Origin of the sequence: Streptomyces sp. NPDC050704 (assembly GCF_040654355.1) — a bacterium.
GTDB lineage: Bacteria > Actinomycetota > Actinomycetes > Streptomycetales > Streptomycetaceae > Streptomyces.
The window spans coordinates 1-13,264 of record NZ_JBFAHW010000127.1; the positions used below are offsets into that span (position 1 = coordinate 1).

At 67.2% G+C, this 13,264-nt stretch carries 11 protein-coding genes and 2 pseudogenes; 9 read left to right on the forward strand and 4 right to left on the reverse strand.

Annotated features, from left to right (window positions below):
- Positions 1–213 (reverse strand): annotated as a pseudogene (locus AB0I18_RS43435) (IS110 family transposase); the annotation flags it as partial.
- 827 nt (positions 214–1,040) lie between these two features.
- Complete coding sequence (locus AB0I18_RS43440; protein WP_363111307.1) at positions 1,041–1,346, reverse strand: hypothetical protein; 306 nt, start codon at positions 1,344–1,346, stop codon at positions 1,041–1,043.
- A gap of 814 nt (positions 1,347–2,160) precedes the next feature.
- Between AB0I18_RS43440 and AB0I18_RS43445 the strand changes: the two genes are divergently transcribed.
- From AB0I18_RS43445 to AB0I18_RS43475, 7 genes are all read left to right on the forward strand, one after another.
- Complete coding sequence (locus AB0I18_RS43445; RefSeq protein ID WP_363111308.1) at positions 2,161–2,445, forward strand: hypothetical protein; 285 nt, start codon at positions 2,161–2,163, stop codon at positions 2,443–2,445.
- A gap of 170 nt (positions 2,446–2,615) precedes the next feature.
- Entirely contained in the window at positions 2,616–3,914 is a 1,299-nt protein-coding gene (locus tag AB0I18_RS43450; RefSeq protein WP_363111309.1) for an MFS transporter, read from the forward strand.
- Between the two features lie 77 nt (positions 3,915–3,991).
- Positions 3,992–4,936 carry a pyridoxamine 5'-phosphate oxidase family protein gene (locus AB0I18_RS43455; protein ID WP_363111335.1) on the forward strand — a complete coding sequence of 315 codons (945 nt, stop codon included), beginning with the start codon at positions 3,992–3,994 and terminating at the stop codon, positions 4,934–4,936.
- A 451-nt stretch (positions 4,937–5,387) separates the two neighbouring features.
- Complete coding sequence (locus AB0I18_RS43460) at positions 5,388–5,570, forward strand: hypothetical protein (RefSeq protein ID WP_363111336.1); 183 nt, start codon at positions 5,388–5,390, stop codon at positions 5,568–5,570.
- A 113-nt stretch (positions 5,571–5,683) separates the two neighbouring features.
- Entirely contained in the window at positions 5,684–7,078 is a 1,395-nt protein-coding gene (locus AB0I18_RS43465) for an FAD-binding oxidoreductase (protein WP_363111310.1), read from the forward strand.
- Positions 7,079–7,724: 646 nt separating this feature from the next.
- Positions 7,725–8,057, forward strand: a complete 333-nt coding sequence (locus AB0I18_RS43470; protein ID WP_363111311.1) for a hypothetical protein — start codon at positions 7,725–7,727, stop codon at positions 8,055–8,057.
- 35 nt (positions 8,058–8,092) lie between these two features.
- Positions 8,093–9,451, forward strand: a complete 1,359-nt coding sequence (locus AB0I18_RS43475) for an IS701 family transposase (RefSeq protein ID WP_363111312.1) — start codon at positions 8,093–8,095, stop codon at positions 9,449–9,451.
- A gap of 21 nt (positions 9,452–9,472) precedes the next feature.
- Here the strand turns inward: AB0I18_RS43475 and AB0I18_RS43480 are convergent, their stop codons facing one another.
- Both AB0I18_RS43480 and AB0I18_RS43485 read right to left on the reverse strand, forming a co-directional pair.
- On the reverse strand, positions 9,473–10,327 hold the full coding sequence (locus AB0I18_RS43480) for an LLM class flavin-dependent oxidoreductase (RefSeq protein ID WP_363111313.1): 855 nt from the start codon (positions 10,325–10,327) through the stop codon (positions 9,473–9,475).
- A 284-nt stretch (positions 10,328–10,611) separates the two neighbouring features.
- Positions 10,612–11,190, reverse strand: a complete 579-nt coding sequence (locus tag AB0I18_RS43485) for a hypothetical protein (RefSeq protein WP_363111314.1) — start codon at positions 11,188–11,190, stop codon at positions 10,612–10,614.
- 294 nt (positions 11,191–11,484) lie between these two features.
- Here AB0I18_RS43485 and AB0I18_RS43490 point away from each other — a divergent pair.
- A pseudogene (locus AB0I18_RS43490) lies at positions 11,485–11,586 on the forward strand (transposase); the annotation flags it as partial.
- A 439-nt stretch (positions 11,587–12,025) separates the two neighbouring features.
- Positions 12,026–13,237: a cytochrome P450 gene (locus AB0I18_RS43495; protein ID WP_363111315.1), complete on the forward strand. Its 1,212-nt coding sequence runs from the start codon at positions 12,026–12,028 to the stop codon at positions 13,235–13,237.
- Positions 13,238–13,264 lie beyond the last annotated feature (27 nt).

A 13,264-nucleotide genomic window follows, 5' to 3' on the forward strand; every position in this document is an offset into this window, starting at 1 on the left:
TGCGGCCAGCACCGGGCCGATGCCCGGGGTGTCCATGAGCGTGCTGTCCGCGGCGGCCACGAGCGCCTGGAGTCGCGTGGCGTTGGCCGCAAGTTCTTTGTCCAGCGTACGGATCTGGGCCACCAGGTCGCGGGCGAGGCCCTTGCGGACCTTCTCCACGGCGCCGACGGGCCGAACGGTTCGCAGCAGGGCGGCTGCCTGGTCGGCGGACATCTGGTCCGGCACACCCCCGGTGAGCCAGCCAACAAGGGCGGCAGGAACCTCACGAGCCATCCGAGCCGGCGCCCTACGGAAACGCTACGAGCGGCCAACCCGAACCACGTTCCGCTACCGCCATACAAGTCGGAACCTCACGCGCTCACGGTCGGGTGAAGAAGATCCGGTACTGGTCGACCAGGGCGCGGTTGGCGTGACGGAGCACCGACTGGCATGTCCTGCGTCTGCGGGAACGAGGCGTCGTCGGGCCTTCCCGGGCCAGGAGAATCCGTCGTCGAAATCCTTGAAGTCGCCGAAGAGCGGCTGACCTTGGGGTCAGTGGCCGTCATGCGATCGCTCCCTTCACGTCCGAGGAGGCCCCTGCCGACCTCGTTCGCGTCACGCGATCGACAGGGCCGGTCGGCCACCCAGGGACAAGGGGGACCTGGAGGGCGCCGTAGCCGTCTGCACGTCAGAAGCGTGCATACGGTTCACTTTCGTTCGCGATCAACGGAACGGACTACGTGCGGCCGACCGCCAGAGGCCGGTTCGGTAGGGGCGGCGTAGTCGAACTGATTCTCTCCGGAGCCCGTTGCGGTGTGCGGGGACCGCTGTGACGTACGGTCTGTGACCGCTTGAGGGCCGCGGCGGGCCCGGATGCCGGCCACGCGGACGGCAACGTCAGGGAGGGATGGGTATGAGCCTGGGCGAAGAGGGCGATGAGGCGGACAAGCCGGTCACGGAGGACAAGCACCTGGCCTCCGGGGAGACGCCCGAGCTGTCCTCGCGGCCACACCCATGACCGCGCAGGTCAGACCCCAGATTCGGTACTCCAGGTCATCGAATTACGTCGAACCCGGGGACTTGCGCAGGAGCTCGTGGAAGCGGTGTGCCAGATCCCTCAGTTCATCCGCATTCCGCGTGGTGTGCTGCAGGTCGATGAGCACCTCGTCCACCCCTGCCTCATGGGCGGCGAGCAGGTAGTCCGCCACCTGGACCACCGTTCCGCGGCCCGGCACGTCGTCGCTTGGGGTGGCGTCGACGGTCACCTTGGGATGTACTCGCACGACGATGCGCATGGCGTTGGGGTCGCGTCCGTTGGCTTCCGCGCTCTGCCGGATTTGGGAGACGACGTAGGCCAGTTGCGGCACCGGCAGCCCGACTCCCGCACAGCCGTCCGCGTGACGCCCAATTCGTCGGACGACCACCCGAGTCCGAATCCGAATCCGACATCGAGCTGGCCCCCACTGAGGATGTCGATGGAGGTCAGAGCACGGGCCAGGAGGATCGGAGAGTAAAAGGCGCGTTCAGTGTGCTTGTGGCTGCATGGGCACCAGAGCCCGGTCGCCCACCCACAGGCTGTCGAATCCCATCGCTGCGGTGCCATCGATGAACTGCTTTGTGAGCAACCGGCAGCAGGGATCTCCAGGCCCGACTTGCGCCAGGGAATGAGGGTCGGGCCCGGAGCGGTCGGCAACGGGGGGGTGTGTTCCCGACTATGACGCTCTACGTGGGTGAGAGCTCAGCGGTTCACCGCCCATCGCCGTATCGATGAGGGGGAGTTGAAGCCGAAAGTGAACCACCCCGAGCCGCGACACGTTGCACGGGATGTCGATGAAGTGCAATCGCCGTGGGCGGTGCGGGGGTCGGTGACGATCCTGAGTGGCCTGACGAATGGACATGAGTGAACAAGAAGATCAAGCTTCCTTCCGGGAAGCACGGTGTATTGCAGGGCACTGTCGTGGACTACGTTGCGCTGGGCGGCTCGTACGCGCCAGGCCCCGGCATTCCCACCAGGTCGACAGCTCCTGTGCCCGGTCGGACCAGAACTGTCCTTCCGCTCTCGCCGCTTCCAAGAAGTGGCGGTTGACCGATGTGAGCTGTTCCCGTGCCAGGACAGCTGCGTTGACGGGATCACAGGGCTCGCTTACACCTCAGGTCGAAGCACTCACCCCTCGGACCGACGTGGTCACGATGATCCATCGGCGGGCTCCCCGGGCCAAGGTTGTCGTGGTCGGCCATCCCGATCTGTTCCCGGACAACGTCGTCGGCTGTACGTCTGCCACGGTGCCGATCCCCGCCGGCGACCTCGCTTACCTGCGGGACACCGAGAAGAAGCTGAACGCCATGCCGGCCAGTCAGACGCACGCGGGCGGCGCTCGCTACATCGACACGTACACCCCGACGATCGGCCATGACATGTGCCAACCCGCCGGGCAGCGCTGGATCGAACGACTTGTTTCTGCGTAGTCGTTCGCGCCTGCCCACCCCAACACCCAGGGGCAGCAGGCCATGGCCGCCGCAGTCGAGCGTGCAGTCCGCTGTGGCGTGCACGGCGGCTGACGGATTCGGTCTCACCCGGCCATGACGGCCGGCACATGTCCCTCCCCACTGGAAACCCTCCACAGCAAGGAAGCACCGTGGCAACGGAGCAACTCATCACGACGCCGGTCGCAAGACCAAGCGAGGGTGTCACTCCGCTGCGCCGGTTCGTGCCGGCGGTCATGCTGTCTCAGTTCGGCTTCCACGTCGCGCTCAGCACTCCGCTCCAACTGCTGCTCGCGTTGCACCTCAAGGGCATCGCGGGTGGCGAGGCGACCACCGCGTTCGGGATCGTCACAGGCTTTGGCGCGTTTGTCTCGCTCGTGTTCACCCCCATCGCCGGTCGGGTTTCGGACCGTACCCGTGTCCGGTTCGGCCGGCGCCGTCCCTGGATCATCACCGGCTCCCTGCTGGCCGCGCTCGCTTTGATCGGCATGACTCTCACGACTCAGGTTTGGCAGGTCGTGCTGCTGTGGTGCGGGGTGCAGGCGGTCGCGAGCTTCCAGGACGCCGCGAACAGTGCCCTCGTCGCGGACCAGGTCGCCGAGCGCCGCAGAGGAGGTGTATCCGGGTTTGTCGGCATGGCCGCGGCCACGGGGCCGCTTGTCGGCCTGTCACTTGCCAACGCGTTCCCGGGGGGAAGCGCCGCTCAGTGGTGGGCCATCGCGCTTTTCGCCATCGGGGCGAGCACCGTTGCCGCCCTCCTGCTGCGTGATCCGCGAAGCAGCACGCCGAAGCCGCCGCTGAATCTGCGGACCGTTGCTTCGACGTTCTGGTTCAGCCCTCGGACCCACCCGGCGTTCGGATGGGCATGGCTCGTCCGCTTCCTGATCATGTGCGCTTTTGCATCCAGCACTTACAGCACCTTCTTCCTCATGGATCGCTTCGACGTAAGCGAGCAGGAGATCGGAGGCACCGTGCTGAAGCTCGCCGTGCTCACCATCGGATGCGTTGCCGCCGCCAGTGTGGTCGCCGGCTATCTCTCCGACAGGCTTCGGCGGCAGAAGCCGTTCGTGGTCTTCGCCGGGGTGATGGCGGCCGCAGCGCTCGTCCTGTTTGCGGGGGCCCAGGACATGGCGCTCATCTACGTGGCGTCGGCTGCCATCGGAGTCGCCCTGGGAACCTTTGTCGCCGTCGATCTGGCGTTGTGCGTACGGCTGCTGCCCAGCAAGGACGACGCGGGCAAGGACCTTGCGATCATCAACATCGCCAACACGCTGCCGGGGTCGTTCGTGCCGTTCGCCGCGCCCGCACTCCTGATGCTGGGTGGCTATGAGGTGCTTTTCGTCACCCTGGCCGCCCTGGGCGTGCTCGGCGTTGTGGCCACCTCCAAGCTTCCCGAGATCGGACGCGAGCACGAGCCGAGCCGCTGGATCGCGCCGATCACCCGCGGGTGATCGGCTCCCGGTGCGGAAATGCCACACACCCACCTGCGTCTCTTTCCCAACTCACCTGAGAAATAGTTAGGTTGCGCGTGATACCTCTCGAACCGGCCGTGGGCGAGACCGTCGACGCCTACCGGACCTGTGAGTTCGTCACTCTTGCCCGGGACGGCACACCGATCGTCTGGCCGACGGCGACCCTTCGCCGCGACGACGGCACGTTTCTCGTCACCACGTCGCTCGGCTTCGCCCAGAAGGCACTGAACGTTCGTCGTGACGGCCGGGTGGCCCTGCTCCTCTCCGATCCCACCGGCAGCGGGCTGGACGCTACTCAAGAGGTGTTCGTGGCGGGTACGGCGGAGTGTCCGGAGCAGATCGTGACCTCACCCTCGGGCGACGAGGCGTACTGGTCGATGCTCTTCGATCGTCAGCCCGGCAGCCGACGCTATGTGGACCGGCCCGCTCGCTGGCTCATGGACTGGTACTACCTGCGGCTGAAGATCACCATCAGCCCGACCGAGGTGCGCACCCGCGCGCCTCTGACCGCGCCGCCCGGTGACCGGGGCGACGCGGCAGGCCGGACGAGCTCCCTGCCCGGCGCCGGTATTCTCGCCGGTTTCCCCACCGCCGTGCTCGGCGCCCGGGACGCCTACGGTGCCCCGCTGCTCATGCGGACCCGGACGGTGGCGAGGCCCGACGGGTTCCTGGTCGAACCGGCCGCCGACTGCGACGTCGTACCCGGTCCGGCCACTCTCCTCGTGCATCGCCACGATGACCGCCTCGCCGACCTCTACAACGCGCTGGTGCGGGGTGAGCTTCGGCAGTCCGACGACGGCGACTGGCTGCTGGTGCCACACCGGGTGATCGAGCCGTCGGGCGACGGCAGCCCACGCGGCCAGGTCCGCTTGCTGCGTACCGTTCGCCGGACGACGAAGGCCTATCTGCGCGGGCGTGGTCTGCCGCGGTCGCGTGTGGACTGGCAGGCCCTGAAGACTCTCGCCGCAGTGTCCGCGTCCCAGGCCGCCGCCGAAACCTGATCACCCGGGTCCTGGCCGCAGCGAGGACACGTCAGAGGCCGGGGCAGCGAGAACAGCGGGTCACCGGGGAGTCCGTGGAGGCGCCCCAGTGCCGGTTGCGGTGCCCACGAAGCGATGCGTCCAGAGCACACCCTCGCGCTGTGCTCTCGGCGTCGCGAGTGGGGCAGAGCAGCGCGCCCCTGCCCCGTTGTGCGGTGGTCCGAGGAGGCCGCCAGGCTGTGAACCGGCTTGGGATACGCCCCGTAGCAGCATCCGACAGCACTTGGTCCTCGGAGCAGGAGCCGTTTCGGAGGCATACCTCCCCGCCGCGCAGCGGCGCCGTCTTCTCAGGAGAATCATGCATACCCGAGCCGTTCTGCTCGCTTCCCTCACCTCTCTCGGCCCTTTCACCCTCATCGCCTGCGGCGGCGGGGACGACGGTGAGAGGTCACCGGCCGACGCCCAGCGGGTGATGGTGCAGGTGGCCGATACCGAGCTCGGCGAGATCCTTGTCGATCAGTCTGGCCGCTCCCTTTACGGATTCACCAAGGACAAGGACGGCTCCAGCGCCTGCTCCGACTCGTGCATTGCCGCGTGGCCCGCTTTCACATCGCCTCAGAAGGCGACGCCGAGAAGGGCGCCGATGCCTCCCTGATCAGCCAGGTCAAGTGCGCGGAAGGCGCCACGCAGGTGTTCCTGCAAACCCATGACCCAGGTGGCACAGATCCGCTGCCACCGGCCCACATGCACAACGAAAGGAACTGCAAGATGACCGAGAACCAGGGGCGGACCGTCCCCACAGAGGCTTACGTCACCGAGCTGGATGACCGGATCACCGGATCGGTGTTCACCCCGGATGACGCGGGCTACTCGGCAGCGGTGGCGGGGTTCAACCTGCTTTCGCAGCATCGACCGGGTCTGGTTGTCGCCGCTTCTACGACTGCCGATGTGCAGGCTGCGGTCGCTTTCGCCGCCGCGCATGATCTGCCCGTCGGGGTCATGGCCACCGGGCATCAGCCATTCCCGCTGGCGGACGGCTTCCTGCTCATCACCACCGGTGAGATGGACGCGGTCGAGATCGACGCCGACCGTTCCGTGGCCCGCGTGGGAGCCGGTGCGCGCGTATCGGACATCGTGGAGCTCGCCCAGACGGCCGGACTGGCGCCACTGCACGGGGCGTCTCCGACTGTGGGAGCTGTGGGCTTCACCCTCGGCGGTGGTCTGAGTCCGTTCCTGGGCCGGACTCACGGCTGGGCCGCCGATCACATCCTGTCCATCGAAGTGGTCACCCCGGACGGCGTGCTGCGTCGCGTGTCAGCGGAAACGGAACCGGAACTGTTCTGGGGCCTGCGTGGTGGACGCAGCAACTTCGGTGTCGTGACCGAGCTGGAGATCGAGCTCTTCCCGGTCACCTCCTTCTACGGCGGTGGAATCCATTACGCCGCCGGGGACGTAGAGGCCGTACTGCGGGCTTTCTCCGAAGTCGTCCGCAACGCACCCGACGGGTTCACCTGCTCGGTGGCGCTGCTGAACCTCCCGCCCATCCCGGAGGTCCCCGAGCTGCTGCGCGGTAGGCTCGTCGCGCACGTTCGGGTGGTTCACCTCGGCTCCGACGAGGAGGCCGAGAAGCTCATCGCGCCTTTCCGGGCCATAGGCCCCGCGGTTTCCGACACGGTGGGCCGCCACCCCTACAGCGAGTTCGACGCCGTCCATGCCGACCCGGCCGATCCGGCTCCGTACGAGGAGCACAGCACCGCCCTGACCGATCTGCCGGCCGAGGCCGTCGACCGGCTTGTGGAGAACGCCCGGCTGATCGTGGGCAGCCCGGTCACGGCTCTGGAGATCCGCCACCTGGGCGGCGCGCTGGCGAAGCGGCCGTCTGCGGCGAGCCCCATCGCCGCTCGGGACGCCGTGTTCAACGTGTGGGGAGTCACCTTCGGACCGCCGGAGGTGGTCGACGCCGGGATCACCGTACTGCGCGAGATGGTCGAGCGCCTGGAGCCCTGGGCCACGGGACACACCATCACCAACTTCGCCGGCCGCGATGACAGGGCCGAGCAGGTGTTCACCGCCGAGGACCTCGACCGGCTGCGACGACTGAAGCGGCAGTACGACCCTCGCAATCTTTTCCGGGTGAACAACCACAACATCACTCCGGAATAGGAACGCCACGAGCGGCGAGCTTGCCCGGCGAAATGCCGCGGTACGAACGGGCGGTAGGCCAGTTGACTCCTCCACGCGGTGGCCGTGCCCAAAGGAGGTCCGGTGCCGGCGGAAGCCCCGGCGGGACGGTTCACAGAACTGGATCGGGAACAGCACGCCGTAGTCAGGGGAATCCGGGTGATGTTTAACTGTTCGCCCGGTGACCCGTTGTGTCTGTAGGGCTCGAGCAGTGTCGCTGCGGCGAGCGTGACCATGCGGGGTGACCGCGGTCATCACCCAGTACACGTATGAGCTCCTGCCCGACTTCGACCGCGACTGGCACGCATTGCAAGTCAAGGAGTGTCGTCCCCGCACTGCGGGGCAGACCCACTGCGGGGCAGCCTCGGAGCACCCCTTCCATGACGCGGTAGTGGTCGCCGGGGCGTGGAGTTTTCTCCATGGCATGGGTATCCGTGCGGGAAGCGGGCTGTCGTGTACGCCGTAGCAGATGCTCGGGTGGTACGCGGCGTTGGCCATTGGCCGACAGCAGGTCGAGTGATGCCTCGCCGCGCTGCGGCCCAACCTCCTGCTCCTACTCCCACTCCTGACGACGGGCCATCGATGAACGTTGCCGATGTGGTCACTCGCCGAGGCGAGGAGCTCGCCCATGGCACCCGGCGACTCGCTGGCGGGGGCGGGCATCCTGGACGGTGCCACCCTGTATCGGCACGACCAACGGGCCGCGAAGCTGAGCGACCTGACCGTCACCGACCTGGACGAACAGGTCGCGGACGCCCAGGAGGACGGCAGCCTGTGGAGCGCCCGGCGGCGCGCCCAGTGCGTGCTGGTCGCCGGGCTGCTCGGACCCGCGTTTCCTGCGGTCGCCCGTTCCCGCCGTATTCCGGCCAGCCCTCTATGGAATAGGCAGCTCAAGCGTTGTCAGTCACGGCAGCTGTTGTTCTGGCGCCTGTGCTGGTCGGCGCCTTGTCGGGGCGGGTGAGGGCATGAGGGCGGCCATCGCGATCATGAACGTTTGTGACGACGTATCAAGACGCGGTGGCCGTGGAAGCCACGATGGCCGAGCAGGCGTGGGGCGGGACGTTCGCCAGGGCGATGGCGGCGGTCGCGGGCTGCTTCGCGCGGCGTGAAGCCCGCGGTGCGGCGGCGGAGTTGATCACGAGGTTGCTGCTGGAGGTGGATACGCGGAACTGCTGGACGCTCGCGGAGGCGCTGGGACACACCGGTCCTCGTCGGCTGCAGCATCTGCTCTCCCGGACCCGGTTCGATCACGAGCGGGCACGGGAGGAGATCGCCCGGCTGGTGGTCGGCGAGTTCGCCGACCAGGAGGCGGTGCTGGTGGCGGACGAGACGGGCGACGCGAAGTCCTCGACGGACTGCGTGGGGGCCGGCAGGCAGTACTCCGGCGCGCTCGGCGGTGTCGGATTGTGCCAGGTGGGGGTGTATCTGGCAGCGGTCACCGCAACGGCGAGGGTGGTCATCGACCGGGCCTTGTATCTCCCGGCGGACTGGGTCGCGGACGACGAGCGCCGCGAGCTGGCCGGGGTGCCGTCGGAGATCGGGTTCGCGACGAAACCGCAGCAGGCGCTGTCCATGGTCACCGGCGCCCTCGCGGCCGGGACCCAGGCGCGCTGGTTCGCCGGTGACGAGGTGTACTGCGGCCGCGAACTGCGCTGCGGCGTCCGGTCGCTGGGGCTGGGGCTGGGGCTGGGGCTGGGGCTGGGGTATGCGGTCGGCGTCGCCGCCTCGCACCAGGTCACCGACGGGACAGGCCGCCGGTGGGAAGCCCGCAAGGTGATCAACAAGGTGCGGGCGGAGCAGTGGATGCGCCGGCCGACCGGCCACGGCGCCAAGGGCACACGCGAGTACGACGGGGCATGGCTCGACGTCCGCCCCGACGGGCACAGCAACGGGGCGAGCGTGCTGGTCGCACGCCGGCACCGCTACACCGGGGAAGTCTCCTACTTCCGCTGCTTCGCCCCCGGGGACGTCGCTCTGGGCACGCTGGTGGAAGTGATCTGCCGCCGCCGGCGGATCGAGGAGACCTTCCAGCTCGGCAAGGGCTTCACCGGCCTCGACCAGGGCCAGGTGACCTGCTGGAACTCCTGGATGCGCTGGTCGCTGTTCTCCCTGACCGCCGCCGCGGTCCTCGCGCTCACCCCCGCGGCCACCACCGCACAGCCCGGCCCGGCCGGACCACCCCGGCTCATCCCGCTGACCTGCCCGGAGCTCGTACGCCTGCTACGCGCCCTCGTCCTGCCCGGTGCTGCCCGAGACCGCGACCACATCCTGCACCGGATCGCATGGCGCCGCCGTCACCAAGCCATCGCCCGAGCCTGTCACCAGCAACGACACCAGCTCCACGACCAGCCGTGATCAGAAACTACAGCTACCGTGTCAGAGGACGACCTCGGCGACGCGCTGGATCTCGTCGATGTCGTCGCTGGTCGGGTTGAGGATCAGCTCGTCTGCTCCGATCGCCTCGAATTCCCTGACGGTTTTCTTGATCACATCCGCTCCTCCGCTCACCCCAGATGTAATGAGGCCAGCGGTGTCTGCTCCCGCGGTGGAGTAGTAGTCGTAGACGTTCGCTCGGCCATCCTCGATGTCCGCGACAGCGAAGTAGGCGATGGCGACCAGGTACGGTGAGCCGTCGCGTCCGGTTTCCTTCCAGGCCGTGCGTACGCCGTCGAAGGCGCCGGCGACCATGTGTGCCGGTAGTGACGCGCCGATATAGCCACGGCCGGAGCGCGCCACGCGGTTGTATGACGCCTGGACCATGCCGCCGAAGAGCAGAGGCACCTCACGGCTGCCCTCGGGGACCAGCGGGTTGTCGCAGCCGGCGGGGGTCTCGCCGCGCCACACGCTCTTGTACGTCTCGATGTCGCGGTCGAGCCGCCTGCCGGTGCCGCGCGGGTCCAGGCCCTCCACCACGAAGTCGTCGGGACGCCCTCCGAGGCCGAGACCGAGGGTGAGACGGCCGCCCGAAACACCGTCGATGCTCTGAGCCTCCTTGGCCAGCAGCAGAGCAGGCCAGACCGGGCCGAGCAGGACGTTGCTGATGAGCCCGATCCTGCTCGTGGCACCTGCCGCGGCTGCCAGCGCGACCGTGTCCATCACCCCCGGATAGGCGACACGGCCCACAGTGCCCAGGGAGGCAAACCCCGCGTCTTCGGCACGCCGCGCCCATTCCGGGATGACTTCCGCTCTCACATTGCGTATCTGATTGGGAATGCCGATACCAATTTTCATAAGTTGTACTCCTTGTCATGTTGGCGTCGATACGGAGGGTGCCGTATCCAGACCCCGATCCACCTACCACTTCGACCAATCCCGGCAGATGGAGGCATGGTGCGGATCCCCCACAGGCAGCAACGGACCCGCGCCGCGAACGGTTCAAAGGTGTAGCTCCGACTCTGCGAAGCCCGTGGGGCAGGCGGTCCTACGTTGTTTGTGGGTTGGACGGGCCGTCATAAGGTCCAGAGGCCCAGAGACACCGGGTATGGCTTTCAGGCGGTTGCACTCGATGGTTTGCCTCACCTGGCCGCCCGGTGTCTCACGACGACTCGGCCGCTGATCAGGAGCTGCGAGCACTCCGTGTATCGCTGAGTAGGACCACACCGGCGAGGTCGTTCGGGAGAACAGCTCATACCGACGAACCGGAGGAACCCGTGCCCCAGATCTGGGCGGGCGTGGACATCGGCAAGACCCGTCACCACTTCGGAGGAGGCCGCGGAGATCAAGCGGCTGAAGGCCGAGCACGCCGAACTGCGGCGGGCGAACGAGATCTTGAAGGCGGCGTCGACGACGTGGTTGCCGCTGAAGCGAGGGCTGGCACACACGTTGTGCAGCGGCAGGGCCTTGCGGCGCTCGACTACTTCGGGGCACCAGCCGTGATCGCGGCGCATGGTGCGGCCGACGATGATGTGGCCGTTGTCCGCCGGGGGGTTGTGCAGGCCGATGAAGGTCTGCTCGTCCAGGAAGAGGTTGACGAACCCGTACAGGAAGCCCGTCTTCGCGGCCATCTCGGTGGCGAACTCGTCGAAGAGTGGGTGCGGGCCTATCGGGATACCCAGCCGCTGGATGAGTTCGGCACGGGCGGCCAGCTCGGACAACTCCCGGGCGCGCGATCCGCTGACGGTTTCGCTGCCCGTGCGGATGGCGCCAGGGGCGGCACGATCACGTCGCGCTCCGCTCGCGCGGGCAGTAAGCGCGGGGGCGGGCTGCTGACGGCCGGCGGGATGAGGGCGTGGGGGGTGTGCGTCATCAGGCGCCCAGGAGTGAGTGGTTGGTCGGGTGGATGGGCTCGGTCCAGGTGCTGGACAGGGCGTGGTCGACGAGGGTGAGCAGGACTGCGGCGACACGTTCACGGAACTGCGGCCAGGCCCATTTTCAACGCCGGGGAACAGGTCCGCCTGGTCATCGCGGATCACCACAGCGGGCTGGTCAAGGCCGTGCGCAAGGTGATGAGGGGCGCCGCCTACCAAAGGTGCCGCGTTCATTTCCTGCGAATCGTTGAACTGTTCGCCCCGGTGGCCCGTTGTGTCTGTGAGGCTCGGGCAGTGACGCCGTTGGTGAGCGCGACTTCAGGCTGAGTCGGCGCGATCTCCGCGTGACCGAGGTTCACCGCTGTGCGGCAGAGACCGGTCAGCGGGTCAGGACAGGCTGAGGGGTGTCAGGTATGAACAAGGTGCGTCGATGGCCGATTCCACCGCCGGTATGCGGAGCCCGTCCCAGCCCCCTGCAGCTCAAGAAGTGTCATCCCCGCACCCGTGTGGATAGCTCCAGCGGCACGTGACGTAATTGGGCAGGGACCGCGTCGTCCCCGCATCCGCGGCGCAGCGTCGGAGCACCCGTTTCCATGAGGCAGGTTGGGTGACACAAGGTCACCCTTCCGGTGACCAGGCGTAAGAAGTTCAGGAAATTCAGCACGAACCATGAAGGAGTGTCTTGTCCGATTCCATCTCCGGTGGCGCTGCGCTGATCCCGTTCACCGCAACCTCCGGCGACGAGCGACACGAGATATACGCAGAACTCGCCGCGAAAGGGCCCATCCATACGATCACTATGCCGGACGGTCAATCGGCTTGGCTTGTGACCGGTTATGCCGAAGCGAAGGCGCTATTGTCCGATCCGCGCCTGGTCAAGCATGGCTGGCAAGCAATCTCCTTTGTCACAAAACTGTCCGACGATGTGGCGCGGGGGATTTTTACGCACATGCTCAACAGCGATCCGCCGGACCACACTCGGCTGCGCAAGCTGGTGACGTCAGTATTCACCCGGCGCAGGGTTGAGAAGCTGGTCCCCAGGATCCAGCAGATGACCGACGAGCTGATCGCCGCGGTCGAAGGTGAGGACACCGTCGACCTCGTTTCCACGCTGGCCTACCCATTGCCTCTCGGCGTCATCTGCGAACTGATCGGCATACCCGAGGAGGACAGGGGCGATTTCCGCACATGGACGGCTCGAGCGATGTCGCCCGACATGTACAGCTTCGAAGAATTCCAGGAGGCCGCGACCTCTCTGCTCATCTACAGCCGCGACCTGATCGAGAGGAGGCGGCGCGACCCGCAGGACGACTTGCTCTCCGGCCTGATCACGGCCCGTGACGACGGGGAGAGGCTCACCGAAGACGAGCTGACCTCGATGATCTACCTGCTGTTGATCGCCGGCCACGAGACAACGGTGGGTCTGATCGGTAACAGCGTGCGCGGCCTGCTCACTCACCCTGACCAGTTCACCCTGCTCCGCCGGCACCCCGAACTGCTCGAATCGGCGATCGAGGAATTCCTGCGCCATGACTCAGCAGTGCAGGCCACCACGCCGTATTGGACCACGGAACCCGTCGATGTCGGCGGAGTGAGGATCCCAGCGGGCTCGATGCTGCTCATAGCTCTGATGGCGGCCAATCGAGACCTGGAGCGATTTCCTCGGGGCGCAACGCTGGACATCACCCGCGACACTCCCGCACACATCGCCTTCGGACATGGCATCCACCATTGCGTGGGAGCGCCGCTTGCCCGAACTGAGGCCCGCATCGTACTCCGTACGCTGCTCGACCGCTTCCCCGATCTCCGCCTGGCAGAGCCTGCCGAAAGCCTGACCAGGACGCCATCGGTGATCGCAAATGGTCTGACTGCTCTCCGCGTCCATCTACGCTGACCGTTCTGCCGCCCAGTTTCGCGGGCT

Excerpts from the sequence above, each read along its gene's own strand:
- AB0I18_RS43460 (WP_363111336.1), top strand. The coding sequence starts at position 5,388 with ATGGTGCAGGTGGCCGATACCGAGCTCGGCGAGATCCTTGTCGATCAG.
- AB0I18_RS43465 (WP_363111310.1), top strand. The coding sequence starts at position 5,684 with ATGACCGAGAACCAGGGGCGGACCGTCCCCACAGAGGCTTACGTCACC.
- AB0I18_RS43470 (WP_363111311.1), top strand. The coding sequence starts at position 7,725 with ATGGCACCCGGCGACTCGCTGGCGGGGGCGGGCATCCTGGACGGTGCC.
- AB0I18_RS43480 (WP_363111313.1), bottom strand. The coding sequence starts at position 10,327 with ATGAAAATTGGTATCGGCATTCCCAATCAGATACGCAATGTGAGAGCG.